Genomic DNA, 25,309 nt, shown 5'->3' with positions numbered 1-25,309 from the left:
GCCAAGGGAACGGGTCAGGCCGAGCCGACGGGGTTCTGCCGGGGTCCGGGCCCGGACCCGTGCGAGGACCCGGCGCCGGACTCCGTCCCGGCTTCCGGCGCAGCACCCGCCGAGCCCGCCGACAGTACGGCCGACGGTCCGGTCGGAGGCTCCGGTCCGGTCGGCGGTCCGGTCGGCGGCTTCGCGGGGGCCGCAGGTTTCGGGGCGGCCGACTGGGCGATGTAGGCGCCGATCAACACCACGCCTCCGCCGAGCAGTTGCGGTGCCGAAAGGTGCTCGGCGAGCAGCACCCAGGCCAGCACCGTCGCCACGACCGCCTCCAGGCAGGCGACCACGCCGGCCACCTGGGGCGAGAGCAGCCGCACCGACAGGACGCCCGTGACATACGCAAGAACGGTGGCGAGCAGGACGATCCAGCAGAGCAGCAACCAGGCGGGCACGCTGCGGCCGTTCATCGAGGTGGCGCCGGTGAGCACCGCCCAGTCCATGCCCCACGGCCGGGAGACGACGGTGAGCACGGCGGTGCCGACCAGCAGCCCGTACACGATCACGCCCACCGGATGCGGGGGCTCGCGCCGCACCGGACCCGGGCCGTCCGCCTCCGGTCCGGCGGCCGGGTCCGCACCGCCGTGGTCGGACAGTACGAAATAGCCGACCTGGCAGCACGCGGCGGCGAGCGCCAGGAGCAGTCCGGCGACGTCGAAGCGGAGCCCCGACCAGACCTCGACGACGCAGGCCAGCCCGCCCACCGCGAGGACCACGCCGAGCGCGGCGGCGCGGGTGACCGCGCGCCGCTGCACGAAGCGGACCCAGAGCAGCACCAGGGCCGGGGCCAGGTATTCGACGAGCAGCGCGACGCCCACCGGGATGCGGGAGATCGCGGCGAAGTAGAAGGCCTGCACCCCGGCGACGGCCAGCAGCCCGAACCCGACCAGCAGGGCGGGGCGTTCACGGACCAGTGAGCGGTGCCTCCAGGCCAGCGGCGACAGCACCAGCGCGGCCCCCGCCACCCGCAGCCACACCACGTGCAGCGGGTCGAGCCCCGCTTCGATCAGCGGTTTGGCCGCCACCCCGGAACCGCCGAACGCCACCGCCGAGGCCAGGGCGATCCCCAGGCCGGCGCTTCTCCCTCGCTGCGCGTGCATCGGCACATCATGGCAGCCACCCGACGGACGACAACAGCAGTGTCACCACGTTGACACCTGACGGCGGGTCCCCGTCCGCACCGGCACCGGGACGCGAGGGCCCGGAGCGGGGACGCGGCCCGGCTCCGCCACGTACAGGCCCACCGTGTACGGCTCAACCGGCTACCGGTCCGCCGCGTCGGGTTCGGCCGGTCGGCCGCCGTCCGCGTCGGACCGGCGCAGCGTCGCGGGGTCGACACCGGCGCGGCGCAGCACCTCGACGGCCCGGCTGGACCGGTCGGACGCCAGCGCGGACAGGACGTCGAGACCGTCCGCGTGCGGTTCCCCCCGGCGGGCGGCCTGGCGCGCCGCCGACTCCATGGCTCCTGCGGCAGCCGGGGACCAGCCCTCCGCCGCCGTGAGGGGGACCCGGGGAACGGTCCCCGAATCCTCCGGCCGGCCCTGCCAGGCCAGTCCGTAGCCGATGCTGCGCTGCACGAGGAGGCCGAGGACCTTGGTGAGCGGGGTGCCGTCGCCGAACGCGGCGCGCACCAGCGGATCCGACTCGATGAGGGAGTGCAGCAGGTGCGCGGTGTCGATCCGTTGGTCGCCGTCGCGGAGCGCTCTGCGCCGGGCCGCCGAAACCACCGACGCCAGCTCCGCGCCCAGGTACGCGTCTATGTCGGCGCGGGTCGGCGAGGGCGGCTCGGTGGCCTGTTCGGGGATGCCCGGTGTCCGGTTCTGCACCCTTCCACCCCATCATCGCCACCCCGCCCGAACATCCCCGCCGGGGCCCATCCGCGCGTCCCACCCTGGTGGTGCACCCCGGCGGCCCTCCTCATCCTTCCGGATGAGTTCTCGCCCTGCCCTCTCCGGCGCAGGCCGCCGATCCGGTCCGCACCCGCGAACTCTTCACGGAACCGGCCGCGAAGGACGGGGCGCGCCGCCTTGCTCCGCGCGTCACCGGGCAACCGCGCCTCACCGGTACACGTCCTCACGCAGGACGGACGCCGCACGCAGGAGGGGGGCCCGGAGGTGTTCTGGCTGGTCGCGTTACCGGCGGTGGACGGACTCCAGTACGTGTACCGCGTGTACGCACCGGGCGACGCCCTGCCCGCCGACCTCTTCTGGGCCGCCTTCCACTGCCACGACGAGGGCCCGCATCCACGGGCCTCGGACCGGTTCGACTCCGCGGTGATCTGGCGCAACCGGCAGACCCAGGAGATCTGAGCCGGCGGACCCCCTCCTCACCCGAACGCCGACAGGGCCCCGCGGGCGGCCGCGAGGCCCTGCTTCGACGGTGTTCACGCGATGCACCTCAGTCCTCGTCGGCGAGGATCAGGTAGAGCTTCTTGCGCGCGTCGTTGATGACCCCGAGCGCCTTCTGACGCTGATCGGCCGAGCCGGTCTTCCACACCTGGCCGAACGCCTCCATCAGCCCGAAACCGGCCTGCCTGATCTCGTTGGCGCTCTCCCAGTCGACACCGCGACCGGCCTCCTCCCAGGGGGCCTCGGAGCCGGACTCGGCCTCGGCGCGACCGGCGTCGGTCAGCGTGAACAGCTTCTTGCCGCCCTCGCTGGCACTGACGATGAGACCCTCGTCCTCCAGCAGCTGGAGGGTCGGGTAGACCGATCCGGGGCTCGGCCGCCAGGCTCCGCCGCTGCGCTCGCCGATCTCCTGGATCATCTCGTAGCCGTGCATCGGCCGGTCCTTCAGCAGCGCGAGGATCGAGGCGCGCACGTCACCACGCCGCGCCCGGCCCCGTCCGCCGCCCCGCCCGCGTCCACTCCCCGGCCCGAACGGGCCGCCACCGGGACGGCCGCCGAACGGCCCTCCGCCGAAGGGCGGCCCGAACGGCCCGAAGGCGGCCCGGCGTCCGTCGAAGTCCCCACGCTCTCCACGCCCCACGGGGCCGCGTCCGCGGCGCTCGGGGCCTTGCTCATGTTCGTATCCATGTGAACGCATGACGCGCTCCTCTCGTCGAGCGAACAGTCGGCGACCGTTCTGCGATAACTCAACGATATATCGGAACCTATCTTTCGGCAACACCCTTCCCGGCGTCACCCCTGACCTGTAGCGGGCGTCGATCGATCGCCGGCACGTGCCGATGGATCGACTTCTGCGCCATTCGGCGATGACCTTCCGTGAGGTGGCTGACAGCGGAGGACGCCTGCGGACGGCGACGATCATGCTCCTGGACGGGCCCGTAGAGTTCGGCAATGACAAGAAGCGAACGGCTCGCGGAACAGTCGGATTGGTACTGGCGCAAGAACGTGCGGCCACGGCTGGATGGTCTTATCGACGAGGAGTACTTCTGGGAGCCGGTACGCGGCTGCTGGAGCATCCGCCCACGGGGCACGTCGGCCGCACCGGCGTCGGAAGGCTCGGGGGAATGGACGATGGACTCCGCGTCCCCTGCTCCGACGCCCGCGCCGGTGACCACGATCGCCTGGCGGCTGGCGCACGTCGTCGTCTCCTGCCTGGGCTATCGGGTCGGATGGTATTTCGGCGGCCCGGACATCGACTCCGAGACATTCGCCTACGCGGGGACCGCGGACGAGGCGCTCCAACAGCTCGATGAGATGTACGGGAGATGGAACGCGGGGGTCCGCGAGCTCTCGGACGCCGACCTGGACCTTCCGCCCACGGTGGGGCCCGAGCGGTTTCCCATGGAGAACAGGGTCCTGCACGTCAATCGGGAGCTGATCCATCACGGTGCCGAGATCTCCCTGCTGCGCGACCTCTACCGAGGGCAGGACGGACCCGGACCACACCGCCCATGACTTCCGCCGGCGGTCGAGCTTCGGAGCCTCGCGGGAAGGCCGTGACCCTCCACGGCCGCCGCCGATAGACCTCACGGACTTCGACTGCCGTTCTGCCTTCCCCGTGTTCGCCGTCGGGACAGGACAGTCCTCCGCGACACGGGTAACCCGATCCACAGTCGCCCCGGCCGGTCCCGGTGCGACCCGGTTACGGTCGGACCCATGAAGATCCGCATCGTCGACGCCTTCACCGACCGCCCGTTCCACGGCAACCCGGCCGGAGTCGTCCTCCTGGAGACCGGCGCGTTCCCCGACGCCGAACGGCTGCAACGCGTGGCCGCCGAAGTCAATCTCTCCGAGACCGCCTTCGCGCACCCGCTGCCGCCGGGCGGCGACGCGGACTGGGCGCTGCGCTGGTTCACCCCGACGACCGAGGTCGACCTCTGCGGGCACGCGACCCTGGCCACCGGGCACGTCCTGAACACCGCGGGGAGGGCGGGCGGCACGGTGCGCTACGCCACGCGTTCGGGCGTGCTCGCCACCACCGCCCACCCGGACGGTTCGCTGACCATGGACTTCCCCACCGCCCCGCTGACGCCCGAGGCGACCCCGCCGGGTCTCGCGGCGGCCCTCGGCGCCGAGCCGCTCGCGGTGTACGACACCGGGAAGCACACCGGTGACCTGCTGGTCGAACTGTCCGACGAGGCAACCGTACGCGGCCTGGCTCCGGACCACGCGGGCCTCGTCGCCTGCTCCCGGCGCGGGATCATCGCGACCGCCGCGGCCGAGGACCCGGCCCGCGGGTACGACTTCGTGTCCCGCGGGTTCTTCCCCGGCGTGGGCGTGGACGAGGACCCGGTGACCGGCAGCGCGCACACCGCGCTCGCCCCGTTCTGGTCCGGGCGGTTCGGCCGCGACACCCTCACCGGGCTCCAGGGCGGTGCCCGTACGGGGCTGGTCCGCACCGAACTGCGCGGCGACCGGACCCTGTTGACCGGATCGGCCGTGACCGTCATCGACGGCGACCTGCTCGTCGGCCTCTGACCCGGACCGGCCCCCACGCACCCGGACTGCCCCCGACCCAACCCGGACCCGGCCCCCAGCCGCCCCCACTCCCACCCCGGCCCTGGTCACCCCGGACCAGGGCCAGGACAGGGGTGCGCGGACATTCCGCGCACCCCTCCCCCGGCCGCTCCGGCCGTCTCCTCAGGGCGTCGGCAGCCAGTCCACCCGGCCCGCCAGCAGGGCATAGCCGACGAAGGCGCCGATGTCGAGGAGGGCGTGCGCGGCGACCAGGGGGCCGACGCGCCCCCAGCGCCGGTACAGCAGCACGAAGACGACGCCCATCGCCACGTTGCCCAGGAAGCCGCCGATGCCCTGGTAGAGGTGGTAGGACCCGCGCAACACCGAGGACGCGACCAGCGCGGCCATCGGCGTCCACCCCAACTGCCCCAGCCTGCGCAGGAGATAGCCGAGCACGATGACCTCCTCCACCACGGCGTTCTGGACCGCGGAGAGGATCAGCACGGGGTACTTCCACCACACGTCGGGCAGCGACTCCGGCACGACGGTGAGATTGAACCCGGTGGCCCGCGCGACCAGGTAGAACGCGATGCCGGCGCTTCCGATCACCGCGGCCACCACCGTGCCGCGCCCCAGGTCGGACCACGGCCGGGTGCGGTCGAAGCCGATGGCCCGCAGGCCCGTCCGCTCCCTCGTCAGAAGGTGCGCGACGAGCAGGACGGGGACCAGAGCCGTTGCGATCCCGAACATTTGCCACGCCAGATCAAGCCATGGCCGCCCCGGCGCATACGAGCCGTTGAGCGTGGCGGCCTGATCCTTCAAACCCCCCGGTTTCGTCAGTGATCCGACAAAACTGATCAGGGCAGACACGCCACTCGCGCCCAGCGAGAGCGCCAGCACCAGCAGCATCTCGGACCGCAAAGTCCGTCGTGAAACGGCTTCCTGGGGAAAAGAATCGGCCACTCGCCGCACCTCCACCTGTACACCTGCCTTCAGTTCTGCAATCGCGTCCCATGCCACCCGCCGCCCCGCTAGGGTCTCGAATGCAGGTACGAAGATCATGCGTGACAGGCCGGGGGACGACCATCATCGGCTGGGCGGTTCGCGCCCCCTTCTCCGATCTCCCCGTTTCCCCGTTATCTCTCAACGAGGGGCACCACCGACATGGGACGCCATAGCTTGCCCGACGCGCACACGCCGGAGAGACGGCGGGGCGCCTCGCCCCGCCGTCGCCGTCGTACGGTCGCCGTCGCCACCCTGCTCGTCATCGCGGTGGTGACCGGGACGGCGGTGGCCGCGGAGAGCGGTCTGCTCTCGTTCGGCGAGTCCTGCGAGGACTCCGCGGTGCACCTGACCGTCGCCGCCTCGCCCGACATCGCCCCGGCCGTGCGCGCGGTCGCCGACCGGGCGCGGGAGGACGAGCTGCGCACCGACGGCCACTGCATGGACGTCGAGGTGGTCGCCCGCGACTCCTACAAGGTCGCCAACACCCTCGCGGCGGGCGGGAAGGCGCCGGACTACCAGGTCTGGCTGCCCGACTCCGAGCTGTGGCTGGACCGGGCCAAGGGAAACGGAGAGGGCGTCCCGATCACCTCGGCCGACTCGGTGGCCTCCTCGCCGGTCGCGTTCGCCATGGTGCCGAAGGCCGCCAAGGCGCTCGGCTGGCCGAAGAAGACGTACAGCTGGGCCGAGCTCGTCGGGGCGGCGCTGGGGTCGGACGGCGACGTGCGACTCGGTGCGGCCGACCCGGCCCGCAGTGCGACCGGGCTGATGGCGCTGGCGCAGATAGCCGGCTCGTCCGCGGCGCTGGGCGGCGACAGCGACACCCGGGTCGCCGAGACCGCGAAGGTGCTGGCCGAACGGATGTCGGAGAGCGACTCCCAGGCGAGGGAGACGCTGGCACACGACAGTTCACCGGCGGAGGAGGGCAACCCGAAGCGCAACCAGGCGCTGCTGCTGTCGGAGCAGGCGGCGTTCACCCACAACGCGGAGGCCGCCGAGGGCGGCAAGGTGGACCTCTTCTACCCCTCCGACGGCATCCCGCTGCTCGACTACCCGTACACCTTCGTGGACGAGTCGAGGCTGACGGTCGCGCAGACCCGGACCGCGGTGCGGCTGATGACGCTGCTGAGCGAGGGCTCGTCGAACAGGAAGGGCACGCTGGCCGGGTACGGCTTCCGGCCCGGCGACGGCGCCCCCACCGCCGACGTGGTCGAAGCGGCCGGCGGCATGGCGCCGCAGCCGTTCACCGAGTCCGCGGTCACCGAGCCGTCCGCCGCCGACCTGCTGGAGATGCTCGGCATGTGGACGATCACCGTGCAGAGCGCCCGGCTGACCACCGTGGTCGACGCCTCCGGCTCGATGGCCACCCCGGTACCCGGACGCAACGAGTCGCGCATGGACGTGACCAAGGCGTCGCTGGTGCAGGCGCTCGGCCAGTTCACCGACAACGACGAGATCGGGCTCTGGGAGTTCTCGACCAGGCTGGACGGCGAGAAGGACTACCGGCGCCTGATGCCCACCAGCCGCCTCGGCGCCCCGTCCGGCGACGGCACCACCCACCGCGAACGCCTCGCCGCCGCGTTCGAGTCCCTGGAGCCGGTGCCGGACGGCGCGACCGGACTGTACGACACCGTGCTCGCGTCGTACCGGGACGCGCTGGGGAGCTACGTACCGGGCAAGTTCAACGCCCTGGTGATCCTCACCGACGGGTCCAACCAGGACGACCGGGGGATCTCCCGCACCGACCTGATCGCCGAGCTGACGGCGCTGGCGGACCCGGACCGCCCGGTGCCGCTGCTGGCCATCGCGGTCGGTCCGGACGCGGACCGCGAGGAGGTGGCGGAGATCGCGAAGGTGACCGGCGGCGACGGCTACGAGGTCAGCGACCCCGCCGACATCCAGGCGGTGATCCTGCAAGGGATCATGACCGCCAGCCAGGTCGGCGGCGCCGGGGAGTGAGGCTCCGCGGAGCACGGCACCGGAAAGCCGGGCGTCCGGGCGTCCGGGCGCCGGGCGCCGGGCGCCGGGCCGGCGGGGCTCCCCTCACGGCTTCGGGAAGCCCACCGGCCAGGTGTGCACCGGCTCCCCGGACCGCGCCAGGTCGCCGTAGCGGCGGGTCATCGCGGCGAGTGCGGCCTCCCGGCCCAGTCCGGCGTCCAGCGCGCGGCGGTAGGTGTCCACCTGCCAGGAGGCGCCGTTGACCCGGAGGCGGCAGCGCTGCTCGATGATGCCGAGGTAGCGGTCCCGGTCGACGGGTTCGATGTTCCACGCGTCGAGGCCGGCGGCGGCCAGCGGCAGCAGTTCGTCCAGCACCAGTTGGACCGCGGACACCTCGGCGACCTCGCCGGAGCGGCCGGAGCGCGGCCAGCGCAGCCGGGCGTCGATGCCGTGGCGGCACGCCTCGTCGAAGTTCCGCTCGGCCTCCTCGAAGGGCAGCCTGCTCCACACCGGCTTCTGTTCCTCGGCCAGGGCGCGGACCAGTCCGTAGTAGAAGGCCGAGTTGGCGATGACGTCGGCGACGGTCGGGCCGGCGGGCAGCACCCGGTTCTCGACCCGCAGGTGCGGCACCCCGTCGGCGACGCCGTACACCGGCCGGTTCCACCGGTAGACGGTGCCGTTGTGCAGGACGAGTTCGGCGAGCTGGGGGGTGCCGCCGGCCTCGATCACCTCCAGCGGGTCCTCGTCGTCGAGGATGGGCAGCAGGGGCGGGAAGAAGCGCAGGTTCTCCTCGAAGAGTTCGTACGCCGAGTCGATCCAGCGTTCCCCGAACCAGGTGCGCGGCCGCACCCCCTGGTTGCGCAGTTCCGGCGGCCGCACGTCGGTGGCCTGCTGGAACAGCGGCGGGCGGGACTCGCGCCACAGCTCCTTGCCGAACAGGAAGGGGGCGTTGGCGCCCACCGCGATCTGTACCGCCGCGACGGCCTGCGCCGCGTTCCACACGTCGGGGAAGCGCCGGGGCGTGACCTGGAGATGGAGCTGCACCGAGGTGCAGGCGGATTCCGGGGCGATGGAGGCGGAGGTGCACTCGAGCCTTTCCACCCCTTCGATGTCGAGGGCGAAATCCTCCCCCCTGGCGGCGACCATCTGATCGTTGAGGAGGGCGTAGCGGTCGACGTCGGAAAGGTTGCCGTGCACGAGGTCGTCGCGCCCCAGGGTCGGCAGAATTCCGATCATGACGATGCCCGCGTCGACCTCTTCCGCCTTGCGGTGCGCATAGGCGAGACCGGTCCGCAGCTCTTCGGCGAGCTGGTCGAAAACATGGCCGCTCAGCCGGTGCGGAACGATATTGACCTCCAGGTTGAACATCCCCAGTTCGGTCTGGAAATCCTTGCTGGAGATCCGCTGGAGAACCTCGGCATTAGCCATTCTCGGCATGCCGTCGGGGCCGGCCAGGTTGAGTTCGATCTCCACCCCCATGAGATTCCTGGGTTTGTCGAACTTCTCCCGGGCCAGCAGCCTCTCCAGCCCCTCCAGGCACCGCCCGAGCTTCCTCCGGTAAGCCTGCCGGTCAGACAGCTCGAAGGCTTGCGCCACGACCTTCTCCCCCATCGAGGGGTCCCTCCTCCAGTGGCGGCCTGCGGCCCAGGCCGCTCGCATCACGATCGATAATGCCCCGTCGAACTGATCCGTAACGTCCCCGGGACAGGTCCGCACCCGGTAGCCTGGGCGGCGCGTCGTCGTACGGCACATTCCGCGGGCATGAAGCGTTGTGCGGTTTCCCGCACCACCCGGTCGACATCGGGCACGGAACAACCGCTCCCTTTTCCTGCGGAAGGTGGCGGAAGGACCGATGATTTTCGGCCGACCATGCGGGGGAGACATTCCCTGGCCGCGAAGGAATGAGACGGATCGAATCGTCATATTCTCCGCAGAAAATAGACGCAAAACTCCCTTGCCGCCCTTGATCAAGAACGCTAGTGGAAACATCGTGGGAACATTTGTCGTATAAACTCCGCGAACGAGGCTGAGAGTTGACGCACCGGCCTGAGGGGTGTCCCGTTCCACCCCGGCGGATCCGCGTGCGGCGCCGGCCACGTTTCCCGCCACGCGTCCGCGCCCGCCGACGCGACCGCCCCGCGGTACGGCGTGGACCGTGGCCGCGCCCCGCGCCCGCCGGGACGACGGGGCACCCCTCGGGGTCACCGTCCTCCTCCTGTTTCGCATGCCGACAGCGCCGTCCGCACCCGCCCCGTACCACCCGTGTCTCCTGAACGAGAGGCGACCCACCATGCCGCTGCACGTTCCCCCGGCACCCGCTCCCGCACTGCGCAGCGTCCTCGCGGCGCTCGGTTCTCCCACCGCCGTACGCGAGTCCCACACCCCGGCCCTGCGGTCCGTCCAGGGACCGCTGAGCCCCGAACTCCCCCTACCCGTCCACGTGCTGAACCCGATCCGGCCCGGCGAGCAGCCCACCACGCGGCTGACCGCCTGGCGCTTCCAGCTCCACGCCGAGAGCCGGGCGGTGGCCGCGGCGGACGCCGTCCTCACCGCGGACGGCTGGACCTTCTCGCACTTCTTCGAGGGTCCGTACCTCGCTTCGACCGAACTCGCCGTCAGACAGGCGGAGTCGACGGCCATCGCGTACCAGCCGCGGCTGCTGTCGGTACCGGAGCTGTACATGCTGACGCTGTGGCTGCACGGCGACCCCGGCGCCGATCCCACGACCGGCACCGTGGCGTCGGCCGACATCCTGGTGCCGCTCGCCCCGGCACCCACCGGAATCGCGGCCCACCGCCCCTACCGGGCCGCCGATCTGCTGCCGGTGATGAGCCTGCGGATCGCTCCCGTACCGCGGCTGAACACGGCCAGGCGCGACCTGGTGACCTGACCCCCACGGGACGCGCACCGGTCCGCCGCGCCGCCCGGCGCGGCGGACCGGTGCGCGCCGGGGCACGTTCGGCCCATCCGGCCTAGCCCGCCCGGACCATCCCGGACCCCCCGGAATGACGGTCCGGCGGCTCCTGAACATCCGGGCGGGTGACGCGCCGCGTACGGAGGACGAGCGCTGCGGCGAAATGCCTGCGGAACGCGCGCCGTGGGGCAACACTGGGAGCCGACGACCGACGGGGGGTGCGGGTAGCAGTTTCCTCGTCACACCGCAGGACACGCCCACCACGCAGCGAAAGAACTCCCATGTGCCAGCACCAACCCCCTTGTCCCACCGCCGAATCCGCCGACCGTGAAGCAGCCCGCCTGGTGGCGCACCACCCGGAGCAGGGCTGGAGTCTGCTCTGCAACGGCGTCCTGCTCTTCGAGGACACCGGCGAGCTGCTGCCGGACGGGCAGATCATCGCCCCGCACCGACCGTTGAAGCCCTCCCGGGTGATGAACGCCGCCTGAGGCGGCGTCACGAAAAGGGGCCGGCCCCGGAGGAGTCTCCGGCACCGGCCCCGACGCATGCGCGGGCCCGCGGTTTCGTGCCCCTTGGCGAAACCTCAGTTGTCGTACGCGTCCAGCGGCGGGCAGGAGCACACGAGGTTGCGGTCGCCGAACGCGCCGTCGATGCGACGGACCGGCGGCCAGTACTTGTCGGCGGCCGAGACCCCGGCCGGGAAGACGGCCTCCTCGCGGCTGTACCCGTGGGTCCAGTCGCCGCCGAGGGCGGCGGCGGTGTGCGGGGCGTTGACCAGCGGGTTGTCCCCGGCCGGCCACTCGCCGGAGGCGACCTTCTCGATCTCGCCCCGGATCGCGACCATGGCGTCGCAGAAGCGGTCCAGCTCCGCCAGGTCCTCGCTCTCGGTCGGCTCGATCATCAGCGTGCCGGCCACCGGGAACGACATCGTCGGCGAGTGGAAGCCGTAGTCGATCAGGCGCTTGGCGACGTCGTCGATGCTGACGCCGGTGGCCTTGGAGATCGGCCGCAGGTCCACGATGCACTCGTGGGCGACCAGCCCGGCGGGCCCGGTGTAGAGGATCGGGAAATGCGGCTCCAGCCGCTTGGCGACGTAGTTCGCGGCGAGCACCGCCACCTGCGTGGCGCGCTTGAGCCCCTCGCCGCCCATCAGCCGGACGTAGGCCCAGGAGATGGGCAGGATGCCGGCCGAACCCCACGGAGCGGCCGAGATCGGGCCGACCCCGGTCTCCGGGCCCGCGGCGGGCTGAAGCGGGTGGTTGGGCAGGTAGGGCGCCAGGTGCGCGCGGACGCCGACCGGGCCGACGCCCGGCCCGCCGCCGCCGTGCGGGATGCAGAAGGTCTTGTGCAGGTTCAGGTGGGAGACGTCGCCGCCGAACTTGCCGGGCTTGGCCAGGCCGACCAGCGCGTTGAGGTTGGCGCCGTCGACGTACACCTGGCCGCCCGCGTCGTGCACCTCGCCGCAGATCGCGGCCACGTGCTCCTCGAAGACGCCGTGCGTCGACGGGTAGGTGATCATCAGGACGGCCAGTTCGTCGCGGTGCAGCGCGATCTTGGCGCGCAGGTCCTCGATGTCGACCTCGCCGTCGTCGGAGGTCTTCACCACGACGACCTTCATCCCGGCCATCACGGCGCTCGCGGCGTTGGTGCCGTGCGCGGAGGACGGGATGAGGCAGACGGTGCGGCCCTCGTCGCCGTTGGCCCGGTGGTAGGCGCGGACCGCGAGCAGCCCCGCGAACTCACCCTGCGAGCCGGCGTTGGGCTGGATGGAGACGGCGTCGTAGCCGGTGACCTCGGCCAGCCGCTCCTCCAGCTCACGGATGAGGGTGAGGAAGCCCTGGGCCTGCTCGGCCGGCGCGAAGGGGTGCAGCGCGCCGAACTCCGGCCAGGTGATCGGCTCCATCTCGGTGGTGGCGTTCAACTTCATCGTGCACGAACCGAGCGGGATCATGCCCCGGTCGAGCGCGTAGTCGCGGTCGGCGAGCCGGCGCAGGTAGCGCAGCATCGCCGTCTCCGAGCGGTGCAGGCGGAAGACGGGGTGGGTGAGGATCTCGTCGGTGCGCAGCAGCTCCTCGGGCAGCGCGTCCGCGGCGGTGCCGTCCAGGACCTCGATGTCCCCCGTGACGCCGAAGGCGGCCCACACGGCGGCGACCGTGGCGCGCGTGGTGGTCTCGTCGCAGGCGAGCGAGACGTGGTCGGCGTCGACCTGGCGCAGGTTGACGCCGCGCTCGCGGGCGTCGGCGACCACCGCGGCCGCCCGGCCGGCGACCCGCACGGTGAGGGTGTCGAAGAACGCGCCGTGCACGACCTCGGCCCCGCCGGCCCGCAGGCCCTCGGCGAGGATCGCCGCGTACCGGTGGGTGCGCCGGGCGATCGTCCGCAGCCCGTCCGCACCGTGGTACACGGCGTACATGCCGGCCATCACGGCGAGCAGCACCTGCGCGGTGCAGATGTTGCTGGTGGCCTTCTCGCGGCGGATGTGCTGCTCACGGGTCTGCAGCGCCAGCCGGTACGCCTTGTTGCCGTCGGCGTCGACGGAGACGCCGACCAGGCGGCCCGGCAGCGAGCGGGCGAACTTCTCGCGGACGGCCATGAAGCCGGCGTGCGGTCCGCCGAAGCCCATCGGGACGCCGAAGCGCTGGGTGGTGCCGACGGCGATGTCCGCGCCCAGCTCGCCCGGCGAGGTGAGCAGGGTCAGCGCCAGCAGGTCCGCCGCGACGGTGACGATCGCGCCGAGCTCGTGGGCGCGGTCGATCACCGGCTTGAGGTCGCGGACCGCGCCGGAGGCGCCCGGGTACTGGAGCAGCACGCCGAAGACACCGCGCTCGGCGACGTCCTCGGGGATGCCCGCGGACAGGTCGGCGACGACGACCTCGACGCCCGTCGGTTCGGCGCGGGTCTCGATGACCGCGACGGACTGGGGCAGCGTGTCGGCGTCGACGAGGAAGACCCCGCCCTTGACCTTGCCGACGCGCCGCGCGAGGGCCATGGCCTCGGCCGCGGCGGTGCCCTCGTCCAGCAGGGAGGCGCCGGAGGTGGGCAGCCCGGTCAGCTCGGCGACCATGGTCTGGAAGTTGAGGAGCGCTTCGAGGCGGCCCTGCGAGATCTCCGGCTGGTACGGCGTGTACGCCGTGTACCAGGCCGGGTTCTCCAGGACGTTGCGCAGGATCACCGGCGGGGTGAACGTGCCGTAGTAGCCGAGCCCGATCATGGGGGCGACGACCTCGTTGCGGTCGGCGAGCGAACGCAGTTCGGCGAGCACCTCGGCCTCGGTGCGGGCGGACGGCAGGTTCAGCGCCTCGGCGCTCTTGATCACGTCCGGTACCGCGGCGTCGGTCAGCTCGTCGAGCGAGCCGTAGCCGACCTGCGCGAGCATCTTCGCCTGCGCCCCGGCGTCGGGGCCGATGTGACGCTGCTCGAACGGAATGCCCTGCTCCAACTGGGAGAGCGAGGTGCGACGGGGGGTCATGATGGAGGCCTCCTGGTCTGCCACGACCTGCGGGGGCACCGCGGGGGTGCCCGGACGGCCTCCCCCTCTGTCATCTCAACCTGAGAGTTTCACCGGTCCGCTTGGGGGCGTCCCGGCTTTCACCGTCGGTGAGGACGGGCTCCGTGCCGGCCGATGCCCGCGCGCGAACCTGCCCTGCTTTCCAGAGTGACCTCGTCCGTGCGGTACGTGGGCCTGAGAGATTCCGGGGAGGATTTGCTCCTTCGGCGCCTCCGGTTCCTTCGCCGGAGGACTCTCCCGCACGGGGTCGGCAGCCATGAGCCAGCCTACCAGCGGGGTTCCGGGCCGTTCTGCCGAGTGGCCGACAGCCGGGATCTGCACTTCTGTAGTGCCTGTGGAGTAGTGGCGACCACCCTCAGCAGGGGCGACCAGCGGGAGGCACCGTGCACACCGACATCGATCCGCGCAGTCTGATCGGCCGCAAGGCGTTCGACCGCCGGGGCACCAAGATCGGAACGGTGGACGAGGTCTATCTCGACGACGCCACCGGCGTCCCCGAGTGGGCCGCCGTCCGCACCGGGCTCTTCAGCCGGGACGCGTTCGTGCCCCTGGAGCCGAGCGAGTTCGTCGACGACGTGCTGCGGGTGCCCTTCGACCGCGCCCTGATCAAGGACGCGCCCGACTTCGGGGTCGGCCGGCACCTCTCGCCCGAGCAGGAGCTCCAGCTCTACCGGCACTACGGGCTGGACTCCCCGCCGTCCGCGGAGTCCGCCCCCGACCGGGACTTCGGCAGACTGGCCGGCCAGGAGGAGTAGTCGGCGGGGTCCGGGACCAGCGGCAGCGGGTCGGCGGGACTCAGCGCGGCCGCGTCGGACGGGAACGTGCGCACCCGGCCGGGCGGGTCGCCCGGCCGCTCGAACCGCACCGTCACCCGCCCCACCCCGCTGCCCTGCACCCAGCCGTGCCCGTACTCCTCGTGCCACACGTCGGTCCCGGGCGGCCACCGCCGCAGGGCCCGCTCTTCGGCCGTCCCGGCCGGCTCGGCCGCCTCCGGCCGGGCCTCGGCCGTCCGCGCGGAAGGCTCCGGATCCGTCGCGGAGGACGCCGCGGCGGCTTCCTCGGCCGCGGCGAGACGGGCGTCGGCCGCCTGCGCGAACAGGTCCTCCTGGGTGTAGTCGGCGAGCCCGGTGACCCCGACCCCCAGCAGCCGGACGCCCCCGGTGGTGTCCACACCCTCCAGGAGCCGCGCGGCGGCCTCCCTGACCACCGTGGGGTCGTCCGTGGGGCCTCTGAGCGTCTCGGAGCGGGTGAGCGTCGAGAAGTCGTACCTGCGGACCTTCAGGACGATCGTGCGGCCCGAGTGTCCGGCGTCCCGCAACCGCTGGACGCACCGGGCGGCCAGCCGCTCCACCTCGGTGCGCACCCGGACCCGGTCGTGCAGGTCGACCTCGAAGGTGTCCTCCACCGACACGGACTTCGCGTCCCGCTCGGCGACCACGGGCCGGTCGTCGTGCCCGAGCGCCATCCGGTACAGCGACCCGCCGTGCGCCTTCCCGAGCAGTCGCACCAGCTCCGCCTCGCCGGCCTCCGCCAGATCGTGGACGGTCGTCATCCCGGCGCGCCTGAGGTGGTCGCCGGTCGCGGGGCCCACCCCGGGGAGGGTGCGGACCGGCATGGGTGCCAGCAGTTCGCGTTCGGTGCCGGGCTCGATCAGCATCAGTCCGTCCGGCTTCGCCTCCTCGGAAGCGATCTTGGCGAGCATCTTGGAGCCGGCCAGCCCCACCGAGCCGCTCAGCCCCGTCACCGCGCGGATCGCCTCCCGCAGCTCCTCCCCCACCCGGCGGGCCGAAGCCGAGTCGTCGGCCACGCCCCCCGCCTCCAGGTCGACGAACGCCTCGTCCAGGCTGAGCGGCTCCACCAGCGGCGACAGCCGGCCCAGCAGCTCCATGACCTGCTCGCTCACCGCCCGGTACAGCGCGAAGCGCGGCGTGAGGTACGCGGCGTTCGGCGCGAGCCGCCGCGCCTGCGCCGTAGGCATCGCCGAGTGCACGCCGAACCGGCGCGCCTCGTACGAGGCGGTGGCCACCACGCCGCGCGGCCCGGTCCCGCCGACCACGACGGGCTTGCCCCGCAGACTGGGCTTGGCCGCCTGCTCGGCGGAGGCGTAGAACGCGTCCATGTCGAGATGCAGGACGGTCGGGGCGGTTCTCACACCCCCGATGCTGCCTCACCCCACTGACAACGCCGCTGCCCGGCGCTCCGGGAGAGTCCTCTCCGGGGGCGCCGGGCAGTGTGCCGGGTGCGTGCGGTGCTCAGCCGGCGCGGTTGCGCCGCCGGGCCAGTTCGTCGCCGGGGTTGTGCCCGACGAGGGTCTCCCCCGTGTCGACGCGCTCGCCGTGCAGTTGCGACAGCGCGGTGTCCACGTCCCGCCAGACCACGCCCACCGCGATGCCGAAGACGCCCTGGCCGCCCTGGAGGAGGCTGACCACCTCGTCGGGCGACGAGCACTCGTAGACCGTGGCGCCGTCGCTCATCAGCGTCATCCGCTCCAGGTCCTGGAACCCGCGGGCCCGCAGGTGCTGCACCGTGGTGCGGATGTTCTGCAAGGCGACCCCGGTGTCCAGGAACCGCTTGACGATCTTGAGGAGCACCACGTCCCGGAAACTGTAGAGCCGCTGGGTCCCCGATCCGTACGCCGGGCGGACACTCGGCTCGACCAGACCCGTACGGGCCCAGTAGTCGAGCTGCCGGTACGTGATCCCGGCCGCCGCGCACGCCGTCGGCCCCCGGTAGCCGATGTCACCCGCCACTGTCACGCCGTCCCCCACCGCCACCGGTGCGACCGGTTGCCTGATGGTGTGGTCGGCCCCGCTGCCGTGCTGCGGATACGGCCCGCCCGCCGCCGTACCGTCGCCGCTGCTTCTCACGCCGACCTCCGTCCTTGACCTGCCCCCTCGAAGGTAGGCAGTCACTGGGGGTGCGTCAACGATCGCCACACTCGGCACGCCGAGTGATAATCACCCCAAGGGTGGTTTCGCGTGACTCGACACCGGGAAAGGCTTGCCGGATGCGCGTCCGCCCGGTCGTCCGGGACGGGCGCGCACGCTCACTGGCTGTTGGTTCCGAAGTCCTCCGGCGAGATCTGGTCGAGGAACTCGCGGAACTTCTCCACCTCGTCCTCCTGCTCGTCCGGGATGGCGATCCCCGCGTCGTCCAGCACCCCGTCACTGCCGTAGATCGGCGTGCCGGTGCGCAGGGCCAGCGCTATGGCGTCGGAGGGCCGGGCGCTCACCTCCACGCCGCCGGCGAAGACCAGCTCCGCGTAGAAGATCCCGTCCCGGATGTCCGTGATCCGGACCTCGGTCAGTTCCTGACCGACGGCCTCCAGGACGTCCTTGAACAGGTCATGGGTCAGCGGTCTCGCGGGCGCCATGCCCTGCTGGGCGAAGGCGATCGCGGTCGCCTCACCGGGACCGATCCAAATGGGGAGGTACCGGTCGCCTCCCACTTCACGCAGGAGAACGATCGGTTGGTTGGAGGGCATTTCCACCCGGACACCGACAACGTCGAGCTCGTTCACACAGCAACCCTAGGACGTGCCCGCCATGTTTGGGTAGTCGGGCTCGTCCGAGGTCAGTGGAACCGGATGCGCAGAGCGGTCTGCACCAGCGCCGCGTGCAGCCGTACGGAGAGCTCCGCGAGCTCCTTCGCGGTCTCCTCCGCATGGGCCCTGGTCTGCGGATTCCGATGCCGGCGCAGGGGGGCGACGACCTGCTCGACCAGCCCGGCCTCGCGGTCGGCGGCGGCCCTGATCGCCCGCAGATGACGCGGCTCCAGTCCGAACCGCCCGAGATCCGCCACCAGCTTGGCGACGTTCACCGCCTCGGCGTCGTATCCGTCCACCGGATCACCGACGACCAGCCCGTACGACTCCCATTCGTCGAGCTGCTCCTCGTCCGCACCGGTGGCGGCGAGCAGCTCCGCGCGCCCGATCCGGGCCGCGGTGGGAGTTGCCGGGCCGGAGGGCTCCCAGCACCCCTCCGCGAGCTCGCGGCGGCCGCCCGGAGAGGGCAGCACCGCCTGCTCGCCGCGGCCGAGGGCGTCGAGGTACTCCCGGATGACCTTCAGCGGAAGGTAGTGGTCCCGCTGCATACGGAGGACCTGGGCGAGCTTCTCGACGTCCTCGGCACTGAACTTCCGGTACCCGGCGGGGGTGCGCCGGGGCTCCACGAGACCCTCCGCCTCCAGGAAGCGGATCTTCGAAATGGTGACTTCGGGAAACTCGTCACGCAGCTGCAGGAGCACCGCGCCGATGCTCATCGCACGCTGGTCCGCGGCGGCGGTGCCGTTTCCGGCACCGCCGGTGGATGTTCGCAGCATGGGCCTTCCTGGGGGTCCCCCCGGACCGTGTCCGGGGGTGGGTCACACGCTCCGCTGGCTCGCGTAGAAGACCAGTCGGTACTTCCCGATCTGGACCTCGTCGCCGTTGGAGAGCGCGACCGAATCGATGCGCTCCCGGTTGACGTAGGTGCCGTTCAGGCTGCCGACGTCCCCCACGGTGAAACTACCGTCCGCACCCCTGCGGAACTCGACATGACGCCGCGACACGGTGACGTCGTCGAGGAAGATGTCGCTCTGCGGGTGACGCCCCGCCGTCGTCAGATCGCTGTCCAGCAGGAACCGGCTGCCCGAGTTCGGGCCCCGGCGGACCACCAGCAGCGCCGAACCCGCGGGCAGGGCGTCGACGGCGGCCTGCGCCTCGGGCGACAGGGACGGCAGCAGCGTCTGGCCGGTGGCCTCCGCCTCGTACGCCTCCAGGCCCGAGATGGAGATCGTCGAGGTGGTCTCCGAGGGGCGCTCGGGCACCCCGCCCCGCAGCGGCGCGCCGCAGTTGGAGCAGAAGCGACTGCCCGCGGCGTTCTGGTGACCGCACCTCGTGCATACCGGCATGGCGGAGCCTCCCGGGGCGGCGGACGCCCCGCCCGCGCTCGGGGTCGATGATTCCCCGAAACCTATGCGCGGCGCACCGGCGGGGTCAACGGACGACGCGCCGGTGGCGGTCACCTCGTCGCGGAAGAGCGGACGCTCCGCGTCCTGCCCCTCCTCCTGGCCGTTGCGCGGCGCACGGTGGCGGGCAGCGCTGTTGCTGTCCTCGCGTGCGCTCTTGCCGAACAACTTCGCAAAAAACTTCACGGGCGATTCCCCTTGACCGACATAGACCCGCCCGTGGGGCAGGACGAACCCTGACTGAATGCACCTGCCGACCCGGACAACCTCACAACGTCCGTATCCACCCGACAGTTTCCACCACGCGCCCCCCATCCGTTGCGGCGACCCCCCGCAATCCGACGAGGGCATGCCCCGATCCGCGCGCCGGAACGGATCACTGCGACGACGACCGAGCGTAGTCAGGCTGCTTCGCAGGTCGCAAGGCGTCCACGACGATGTCGTCGGCGCGTTCCACCACGGCGGTGGCCTGTTCCTTCTCCAGCGTCTGGACCACGCCGCCAGGAATGTTCAGCGCCGGCTCCAGATCCTGCGGCCGGCCGATCACCTTGAACGCGTACGGGGCGGTCACCTTGCGGCCGTCCACCTCTACCGCGCCGCCTTCGCCGGAGAAGTACGTACTGGCGACCACCCGCACCCCGTTGACCTCGATGGCCTCGGCCCCGGCGGCCCGCAGCTCCTGGATGGCGTCCAGCAGCATGTCCGGCGTGACGGCGCCGGTGGGGTCGTGGATGGTCAGCGTGATGCCGGGGCCGTGCGCGGCGACCGTGCCCGCGAGGATACCGAGCTGACGCTCCTTCTCCAGCGTCTGCCTGCGCGCCTCCTCCGCCTGGTCCGAGCTGTTCTCCAACTCGGTGCGCTGGGCGTCCAGCCGCTGCTTCTCGTCCTCCAGCCGCCGGCTGCGGTCGTCCACCTCGTCGAGGATGCGGACCAGGTCCTCCTGCCGGGCGCCACGCAGCGCGCTGTCGTCGTTGGTGGACCTGACCTGGATCGCCAGGCCGAGCCCGAGCACGAACAGCAGGAGCGCGACGACGAGTTGGGCGCGCGTCACCCGCGGCGGCCAGAGGCCGGCGATCAGCCGCCGCCGCCCGTCGGTGGAACCCGGGCCGCCGTCCGCCGCCCGCGGAGGTGCGGAGGCCGGCGGGGCGGCGTGGTGGTGGTGCTGCTCGGAGCGCGCCGGCTCCTCGTCGCGGGGGCCGTCGCCCCCAGTCACGTCGTGAACCATGCTCATCAAGCCCTGAAGACGTGGCGGCGGATGGCCGCGGCGTTGGAGAAGATCCGGATGCCGAGCACGACCACCACACCGGTGGAAAGCTGGGCGCCGACGCCCAACTGATCGCCGAGGAACACGATGAGGGCCGCGACCACCACGTTCGACAGGAACGACACCACGAAGACCTTGTCCACGAAGATGCCGTCCAGCATGGCGCGGAGCCCGCCGAAGACCGCGTCGAGCGCGGCCACGACGGCGATCGGCAGGTAGGGCTCGACCACCGCCGGCACTTCGGGGCGGACGAACAGTCCGACCACGACTCCCACGACGAGGCCCAGTACGGCGATCACGATGCGTCCTTCTCTGTCTCGGCCGCGCCACTGCCGGCGCCCGCGGCCTTCGGTTCTGCCGAGCGTACGGTGAGGCTCGGCGCGGCCGGCAGGCGCACCGAACTCTGGTCGGACAGGCTGGTGCGGATGTCGAAGTTCTCGCGCAGCGCGTCCAGGTACATGCCGTCCGCGCTGTCCCGGAACGCCGCGGCGAGCTTCTTGCCGTCGCCCACCGCGAGCACCGTGTAGGGCGGCACCAGCGGCCGGTTGTCGACCAGTATGGCGTCGCCGGCGGCACGGATCGCCGAAAGCGCCGTCAACCGCTGCCCGTTGATGGCGATGGCCTCGGCGCCCGATTCCCAGAGGCCGTTGACGACCCGCTGCATGTCCCGGTCGCGGACCCGGCCGGTGTCGGAGAAGCCGCTCGACTCGCGCGGCCCGCCCCCGCCGGCGGAGCTGTCCTCGGCGTCGTCGACGACCAGTTTCACGCCCGGTCCGCGCACCGCCGTCGCGCCGGACAGCAGCGCGACCAGCTGCCCCTGGTCCCCGCCGTGCTCCTGCAGCGCCTTGCGCTGCCGCTCTCCGACGTCCGCCCGGAGCTTCTCGACCTGCGACTCCAGCGAGTCCGCGGCGTCCGTCTCGTCACCGATCCGGTCGATCAGCTCCTCGCGCTCCTTGGCGACCACCGGGGCGGAGACGCGCGCCTCGGCGGCGCCGAGCGTCACGATGACCGCCGCCAGCACGAGGGCGCCGGCCAGCGCCAGCTTCGCCCGCAGGGACCGCGGCGCGCCTGCCCGGCCTTCCGCCTCGCGCCTCGCCGCGGCCTCCGCGTAACCGGCGTCGAGGCTGTGGTCCATCACATTGGTCAGCAGCGACATGGAGGCGTCGAGGCGGGGGCGCGGCGAGCCGGTACTCCGTTCGGGGGGCTGCTGAGACATGCCGCACATCGTCGCACGTCAACCCCGCTCGCGCCGAATGCACCCGTGGGGCCGGGCCCCGCGGCGCACGGCGCCCCCGGGAACCGCGGCGTGGCCGCAGCTCCCGGGGGCGCCGTCATGGCTGATCCGGTCAGTCGCCCGCGCTGTCCACCACGGCCGCCCATTCGTCGAGCAGGGCCTCCGCGGACGCGTCGTCGGGCCCTTCGGCCCACAGGTGGGTGACGGCCTCGGCCCGGTCCGGCAGGACCATGATCCAGCGGCCGTCCGCCTCCACGACCCGCACGCCGTCGGTGGTGTCGACGTCGCGGTCGCCCGCGGCCTCCACCACCCGCCGCATGACCAGGCCCTTGACGGCCCAGGGGGTCGCCAGGTCCCGCCGCAGCACGTGTGCCCGGGGGATCCGGGCGTCGATCTGGCTCAGCGTGAGCTGGGTGCGGGCGATCAGTCCGAGGAGCCGGACGAACGCGGCCGAACCGTCGAAGACGCTGCTGGACTCGGGGATGATGAACCCGCCGCGCCCGTCCCCGCCGAAGATGGTGTTCTCCTCGCGGCCGACCCGCGTCAGGTCGTCCGGCGACGTCGTCGTCCATTCGACCTGGGTGCCGTGGTACGCCGCCACCTGCTCGGCGACCCGCGTCGTGGTCACGGGCAGCGCGACCCGCCCGCTGCGCCGCTCCGCGGCGACCAGGTCGAGCATCACCAGCAGTGCGCGGTCGTCCTCGATGATCTTGCCGCGCTCGTCCACCAGGGAGAGCCGCTCGCCGACGGGGTCGAACCGGACGCCGAAGGCGGCCCGCGCCGAGGAGACGATCTCACCGAGCCGGACCAGTCCGGCCCGGCGGGACTCCGCGGACTCGGTGGGCCGGGTCTCGTCGAGACCGGGGTTGATGGTCAGCGCGTCGACGCCCAGCCGCCCGAGGAGGCTGGGCAGGACGAGGCCGGCGCTGCCGTTCGAGGCGTCGACCACGACCTTCAGCCCGGCGTCCGCGATCCCGGTGGTGTCCACGTTCCGCAGCAGCGAGCCGGTGTACGAGTCGAAGACGCTCGACGGGAAGTGCAGGTCCCCGATCTCGCCCGGGAAAGCCCTGCGGTACTCCTGGCGGGCGTAGACCCGGTCGAGCTTGCGCTGCTGCGCCTGCGAGAGGTCCGCGCCGCGCTCGTCGAAGAACATGATGTCGACGGAGTCCGGAACACCGGGCGACGTACGGATCATGATGCCGCCGGCGCTGCCCCGGGCCGTCTGCTGGCGGGCCACCGGCAGCGGCACGTTCTCCAGGTCGCGGACGTCGATCGCGCTGGCCTGGAGGGCGGAGATGACCGCTCTCTTCAGGGCGCGCGCGCCGCGGGAGTGGTCGCGTGCCGTGGTGACCGTGGAGCCCTTCTTGAGGGTGGTCGCGTAGGCGCCGGCCAGCCGGACCGCGAGTTCGGGGGTGATCTCGACGTTCAGGATGCCGGAGACGCCGCGCGCGCCGAAGAGGTGCGCCTGACCGCGCGACTCCCAGATCACCGAGGTGTTGACGAAGGCGCCGGCCTCGATGGTCTTGAACGGGTAGACCCGCACGTTGCCCTGGATGATCGATTCTTCGCCGACGAGGCATTCGTCGCCGATGACGGCGCCGTCCTCGATGCGGGCGGCCCGCATCACGTCGGTGTTCTTGCCGATCACGCAGCCGCGGAGGTTGCTGTGGGCGCCGATGAACACGTTGTCGTGGATCACCGCGCGGTGCAGGAACGCCCCGGACTTGACGACCACGTTCGAGCCGATGACCGTGTGTTCGCGGAGTTCGACGCCGGCCTCGACCTTGGCGTAGTCGCCGATGTAGAGGGGCCCGCGCAGCACCGCGTCGGGGTGCACCTCGGCGCCCTCGGCCACCCACACGCCGGGAGCGATCTCGAAGCCGTCGAGTTCGACGTCGACCTTGCGCTCCAGCACGTCGGCCTGGGCCTTGACGTAGCTCTCGTGCGTGCCGACGTCCTCCCAGTAGCCCTCGGCGATGTAGCCGTAGATCGGCTTCCCTTCCTTCATGAGCTGCGGGAAGACGTCACCGGACCAGTCCACGGAGGTGTCGGCCTGGACGTAGTCGAAGACCTCGGGCTCCATCACGTAGATGCCCGTGTTGACGGTGTCCGAGAAGACCTGCCCCCAGGTCGGCTTCTCCAGGAACCGTTCGACCTGGCCCTCCTCGTCGACGATCGTGATCCCGAATTCCAGGGGATTGGGGACACGTGTCAGGCAGACGGTGACCAGACCGCCCTTCTCCTTGTGGAAACGGATGAGGTCGGTCAGGTCGAAGTCGGTGAGGGCGTCACCGGAAATGACGAGGAAGGTGTCGTCCTTGAGGGCTTCCTCGGCGTTCTTCACACTCCCCGCGGTGCCGAGCGGCTTCTCCTCGTTGGCATAGGTGAGCTCCATCCCGAGCTCCTCGCCGTCCCCGAAGTAATTCTTCACCAGGGAGGCGAGGAACTGCACGGTCACGACGGTCTCATTGAGCCCGTGCCTTTTGAGCAGACGCAGCACGTGCTCCATGATGGGCCGATTGGCCACGGGAAGGAGCGGCTTGGGCATGCTCGAGGTCATAGGGCGAAGGCGCGTGCCTTCGCCGCCAGCCATCACGACGGCCTTCATGTCGGAAACGTCCTCCTGCAAGAGACGATGATTGCCGACTCAGCCCGTCGGGGCCGCCTGCTAAGGCATGGGCCGCGGGCCGGCCACACTGCTCGGCGCCGCTACGACGGACTCACTCGGCTTCGACGTCCGCCTTCACAAGACGGCGGACTTGAACCACATAGAGGATTCCTGCCCACCAATAGAGCGTTGTACCCCATCCGGCGAACGCCCATCCGAAAATAGCGGCCAGTGTTTCCAGCCAACCACTTCCGGTACTGAGCAGCAACAACGGGAACGCGTACATGAGGTTGAAGGTTGCAGCTTTTCCGAGGAAGTTCACCTGCGGCGGCGGATAGCCGTGCCGGCGCAGGACCCCTACGGCGACCAGCAGCATGAGCTCGCGGGCCACCAGCGCCAGGGTCAGCCAGAGCGGCAGGATCTCGCGCCAGGTGAGTCCGACGAGCGTCGACAGGATGTAGAGCCGGTCGGCGGCCGGGTCGAGGAGCCGGCCGAGGCTGCTGATCTGGTTCCACCGCCGGGCCAGCTTGCCGTCGAGGTAGTCGCTGATTCCGCTCAGGGCCAGCACCAACAGGGCCCAGCCGTCGCTCTCGGGGCCGCCGAACACGGGGCGGAGGATCAGCCACAGGAACAGCGGCACCCCGACGAGCCGGGCCATGCTGAGAATGTTGGGGATGGTGAGGACCCGGTCTGTCTGGACCCGAGTCTCCTGGACCTCCACCCGGGGGCCTCCTGTGTGCAGAATGTGCCGATGATGCCCCCTGACCCTACCGGTCGGGGTCGGCCGGCGGATGCGCGGGGTGGAAGTCGCCCGCGGAGCGCTCCCCCTTACGGATCCATCGGGTCCGGAACGCGGAAAACCCCCGTGCCACCAGGCACGGGGGTTCCCCACAAAAATTGTTCGGCAGCGACCTACTCTCCCACAGGGTCCCCCCTGCAGTACCATCGGCGCGGAAAGGCTTAGCTTCCGGGTTCGGAATGTAA

At 71.6% G+C, this 25,309-nt stretch carries 23 protein-coding genes, 1 rRNA gene and 1 riboswitch; of the genes, 7 read left to right on the top strand and 17 right to left on the bottom strand.

Annotated features, from left to right (window positions below; all coding sequences use genetic code 11):
- Window positions 1-14: 14 nt before the first annotated feature.
- A complete protein-coding gene (locus Q0994_RS32035; RefSeq protein ID WP_299541850.1) occupies window positions 15-1,145 on the bottom strand; it encodes a DMT family transporter in 1,131 nt (376 codons plus the stop codon).
- Window positions 1,146-1,307: 162 nt separating this feature from the next.
- Window positions 1,308-1,871: a Clp protease N-terminal domain-containing protein gene (locus tag Q0994_RS32030; protein ID WP_299541848.1), complete on the bottom strand. Its 564-nt coding sequence runs from the start codon at window positions 1,869-1,871 to the stop codon at window positions 1,308-1,310.
- Between the two features lie 288 nt (window positions 1,872-2,159).
- On the opposite strand from Q0994_RS32030, the gene Q0994_RS32025 reads away from it, so the two are divergent.
- On the top strand, window positions 2,160-2,354 hold the full coding sequence (locus Q0994_RS32025) for a hypothetical protein (RefSeq protein WP_299541846.1): 195 nt from the start codon (window positions 2,160-2,162) through the stop codon (window positions 2,352-2,354).
- 88 nt (window positions 2,355-2,442) lie between these two features.
- On the opposite strand, the gene Q0994_RS32020 is transcribed toward Q0994_RS32025, so the two are convergent.
- Window positions 2,443-3,090, bottom strand: a complete 648-nt coding sequence (locus tag Q0994_RS32020; RefSeq protein ID WP_299541844.1) for a PadR family transcriptional regulator — start codon at window positions 3,088-3,090, stop codon at window positions 2,443-2,445.
- Between the two features lie 254 nt (window positions 3,091-3,344).
- Here Q0994_RS32020 and Q0994_RS32015 point away from each other — a divergent pair, with 254 nt between their 5' ends.
- Complete coding sequence (locus Q0994_RS32015; RefSeq protein ID WP_299541842.1) at window positions 3,345-3,908, top strand: DinB family protein; 564 nt, start codon at window positions 3,345-3,347, stop codon at window positions 3,906-3,908.
- A gap of 201 nt (window positions 3,909-4,109) precedes the next feature.
- Window positions 4,110-4,931, top strand: coding sequence for a PhzF family phenazine biosynthesis protein (locus Q0994_RS32010; RefSeq protein ID WP_299541840.1), 822 nt, complete (start codon window positions 4,110-4,112; stop codon window positions 4,929-4,931).
- Between the two features lie 162 nt (window positions 4,932-5,093).
- On the opposite strand, the gene Q0994_RS32005 is transcribed toward Q0994_RS32010, so the two are convergent.
- Window positions 5,094-5,873 carry a CPBP family intramembrane glutamic endopeptidase gene (locus tag Q0994_RS32005; RefSeq protein ID WP_299541838.1) on the bottom strand — a complete coding sequence of 260 codons (780 nt, stop codon included), beginning with the start codon at window positions 5,871-5,873 and terminating at the stop codon, window positions 5,094-5,096.
- A 201-nt stretch (window positions 5,874-6,074) separates the two neighbouring features.
- On the opposite strand from Q0994_RS32005, the gene Q0994_RS32000 reads away from it, so the two are divergent.
- A complete protein-coding gene (locus tag Q0994_RS32000; protein WP_299541836.1) occupies window positions 6,075-7,871 on the top strand; it encodes a substrate-binding and VWA domain-containing protein in 1,797 nt (598 codons plus the stop codon).
- An 84-nt stretch (window positions 7,872-7,955) separates the two neighbouring features.
- Here Q0994_RS32000 and Q0994_RS31995 read toward each other — a convergent pair whose 3' ends face one another.
- Window positions 7,956-9,461, bottom strand: a complete 1,506-nt coding sequence (locus Q0994_RS31995) for a glutamate--cysteine ligase (RefSeq protein ID WP_299541834.1) — start codon at window positions 9,459-9,461, stop codon at window positions 7,956-7,958.
- A gap of 679 nt (window positions 9,462-10,140) precedes the next feature.
- Between Q0994_RS31995 and Q0994_RS31990 the strand changes: the two genes are divergently transcribed.
- A complete protein-coding gene (locus Q0994_RS31990) occupies window positions 10,141-10,740 on the top strand; it encodes a hypothetical protein (protein WP_299541832.1) in 600 nt (199 codons plus the stop codon).
- Between the two features lie 305 nt (window positions 10,741-11,045).
- Entirely contained in the window at window positions 11,046-11,252 is a 207-nt protein-coding gene (locus Q0994_RS31985) for a DUF5999 family protein (protein ID WP_299541830.1), read from the top strand.
- Window positions 11,253-11,347: 95 nt separating this feature from the next.
- Here Q0994_RS31985 and gcvP read toward each other — a convergent pair whose 3' ends face one another.
- Window positions 11,348-14,233: an aminomethyl-transferring glycine dehydrogenase gene (gcvP, locus tag Q0994_RS31980; RefSeq protein WP_299541828.1), complete on the bottom strand. Its 2,886-nt coding sequence runs from the start codon at window positions 14,231-14,233 to the stop codon at window positions 11,348-11,350.
- Window positions 14,234-14,424: 191 nt separating this feature from the next.
- Window positions 14,425-14,522, bottom strand: a riboswitch (glycine riboswitch).
- 133 nt (window positions 14,523-14,655) lie between these two features.
- Here gcvP and Q0994_RS31975 point away from each other — a divergent pair.
- Window positions 14,656-15,027 (top strand): PRC-barrel domain-containing protein, encoded by a 372-nt coding sequence (locus tag Q0994_RS31975; protein WP_299541826.1) that lies wholly within the window; start codon window positions 14,656-14,658, stop codon window positions 15,025-15,027.
- Here Q0994_RS31975 and Q0994_RS31970 read toward each other — a convergent pair.
- The 11 genes from Q0994_RS31970 to rrf form a co-directional block, all read right to left on the bottom strand.
- A complete protein-coding gene (locus Q0994_RS31970; protein WP_299541824.1) occupies window positions 14,949-16,424 on the bottom strand; it encodes a DNA polymerase IV in 1,476 nt (491 codons plus the stop codon). The two genes, Q0994_RS31975 and Q0994_RS31970, sit on opposite strands and share 79 nt — an antisense overlap.
- Window positions 16,425-16,524: 100 nt before the next feature.
- Window positions 16,525-17,139 (bottom strand): MerR family transcriptional regulator, encoded by a 615-nt coding sequence (locus tag Q0994_RS31965; RefSeq protein WP_299541822.1) that lies wholly within the window; start codon window positions 17,137-17,139, stop codon window positions 16,525-16,527.
- Window positions 17,140-17,318: 179 nt separating this feature from the next.
- Window positions 17,319-17,792, bottom strand: a complete 474-nt coding sequence (locus Q0994_RS31960) for a bifunctional nuclease family protein (RefSeq protein ID WP_299541820.1) — start codon at window positions 17,790-17,792, stop codon at window positions 17,319-17,321.
- A gap of 53 nt (window positions 17,793-17,845) precedes the next feature.
- Entirely contained in the window at window positions 17,846-18,592 is a 747-nt protein-coding gene (locus tag Q0994_RS31955; RefSeq protein ID WP_299541818.1) for a MerR family transcriptional regulator, read from the bottom strand.
- Between the two features lie 42 nt (window positions 18,593-18,634).
- On the bottom strand, window positions 18,635-19,405 hold the full coding sequence (locus Q0994_RS31950; RefSeq protein WP_299541816.1) for an FHA domain-containing protein: 771 nt from the start codon (window positions 19,403-19,405) through the stop codon (window positions 18,635-18,637).
- Between the two features lie 190 nt (window positions 19,406-19,595).
- Complete coding sequence (locus tag Q0994_RS31945; protein ID WP_299541814.1) at window positions 19,596-20,444, bottom strand: DUF881 domain-containing protein; 849 nt, start codon at window positions 20,442-20,444, stop codon at window positions 19,596-19,598.
- A gap of 5 nt (window positions 20,445-20,449) precedes the next feature.
- A complete protein-coding gene (locus Q0994_RS31940; protein WP_299541812.1) occupies window positions 20,450-20,782 on the bottom strand; it encodes a small basic family protein in 333 nt (110 codons plus the stop codon).
- On the bottom strand, window positions 20,779-21,699 hold the full coding sequence (locus tag Q0994_RS31935; RefSeq protein ID WP_299541810.1) for a DUF881 domain-containing protein: 921 nt from the start codon (window positions 21,697-21,699) through the stop codon (window positions 20,779-20,781). The genes Q0994_RS31940 and Q0994_RS31935 overlap by 4 nt, the downstream gene beginning before the upstream one ends.
- Window positions 21,700-21,829: 130 nt before the next feature.
- Window positions 21,830-24,325 carry a mannose-1-phosphate guanyltransferase gene (locus Q0994_RS31930; RefSeq protein WP_299541894.1) on the bottom strand — a complete coding sequence of 832 codons (2,496 nt, stop codon included), beginning with the start codon at window positions 24,323-24,325 and terminating at the stop codon, window positions 21,830-21,832.
- 112 nt (window positions 24,326-24,437) lie between these two features.
- Complete coding sequence (locus Q0994_RS31925; RefSeq protein ID WP_299541808.1) at window positions 24,438-25,046, bottom strand: CDP-alcohol phosphatidyltransferase family protein; 609 nt, start codon at window positions 25,044-25,046, stop codon at window positions 24,438-24,440.
- Between the two features lie 178 nt (window positions 25,047-25,224).
- Window positions 25,225-25,309, bottom strand: a 5S ribosomal RNA gene (rrf, locus tag Q0994_RS31920); the annotation flags it as partial.

The sequence above is a fragment of the uncultured Streptomyces sp. genome (genome assembly GCF_947488945.1).
Lineage (GTDB): Bacteria > Actinomycetota > Actinomycetes > Streptomycetales > Streptomycetaceae > Streptomyces.
Note: the sequence above shows the minus strand (reverse complement) of the source record. Positions and strands in the feature narration are given on the sequence as shown.

Excerpts from the sequence above, each read along its gene's own strand:
- Q0994_RS32035 (WP_299541850.1), bottom strand. The coding sequence starts at position 1,145 with ATGCACGCGCAGCGAGGGAGAAGCGCCGGCCTGGGGATCGCCCTGGCC.
- Q0994_RS32020 (WP_299541844.1), bottom strand. The coding sequence starts at position 3,090 with ATGCGTTCACATGGATACGAACATGAGCAAGGCCCCGAGCGCCGCGGA.
- Q0994_RS32015 (WP_299541842.1), top strand. The coding sequence starts at position 3,345 with ATGACAAGAAGCGAACGGCTCGCGGAACAGTCGGATTGGTACTGGCGC.
- Q0994_RS32010 (WP_299541840.1), top strand. The coding sequence starts at position 4,110 with ATGAAGATCCGCATCGTCGACGCCTTCACCGACCGCCCGTTCCACGGC.
- Q0994_RS32000 (WP_299541836.1), top strand. The coding sequence starts at position 6,075 with ATGGGACGCCATAGCTTGCCCGACGCGCACACGCCGGAGAGACGGCGG.
- Q0994_RS31995 (WP_299541834.1), bottom strand. The coding sequence starts at position 9,461 with ATGGGGGAGAAGGTCGTGGCGCAAGCCTTCGAGCTGTCTGACCGGCAG.
- Q0994_RS31990 (WP_299541832.1), top strand. The coding sequence starts at position 10,141 with ATGCCGCTGCACGTTCCCCCGGCACCCGCTCCCGCACTGCGCAGCGTC.
- Q0994_RS31985 (WP_299541830.1), top strand. The coding sequence starts at position 11,046 with ATGTGCCAGCACCAACCCCCTTGTCCCACCGCCGAATCCGCCGACCGT.
- gcvP (WP_299541828.1), bottom strand. The coding sequence starts at position 14,233 with ATGACCCCCCGTCGCACCTCGCTCTCCCAGTTGGAGCAGGGCATTCCG.
- Q0994_RS31955 (WP_299541818.1), bottom strand. The coding sequence starts at position 18,592 with ATGCTGCGAACATCCACCGGCGGTGCCGGAAACGGCACCGCCGCCGCG.
- Q0994_RS31945 (WP_299541814.1), bottom strand. The coding sequence starts at position 20,444 with ATGGTTCACGACGTGACTGGGGGCGACGGCCCCCGCGACGAGGAGCCG.
- Q0994_RS31935 (WP_299541810.1), bottom strand. The coding sequence starts at position 21,699 with ATGTCTCAGCAGCCCCCCGAACGGAGTACCGGCTCGCCGCGCCCCCGC.
- Q0994_RS31930 (WP_299541894.1), bottom strand. The coding sequence starts at position 24,325 with ATGAAGGCCGTCGTGATGGCTGGCGGCGAAGGCACGCGCCTTCGCCCT.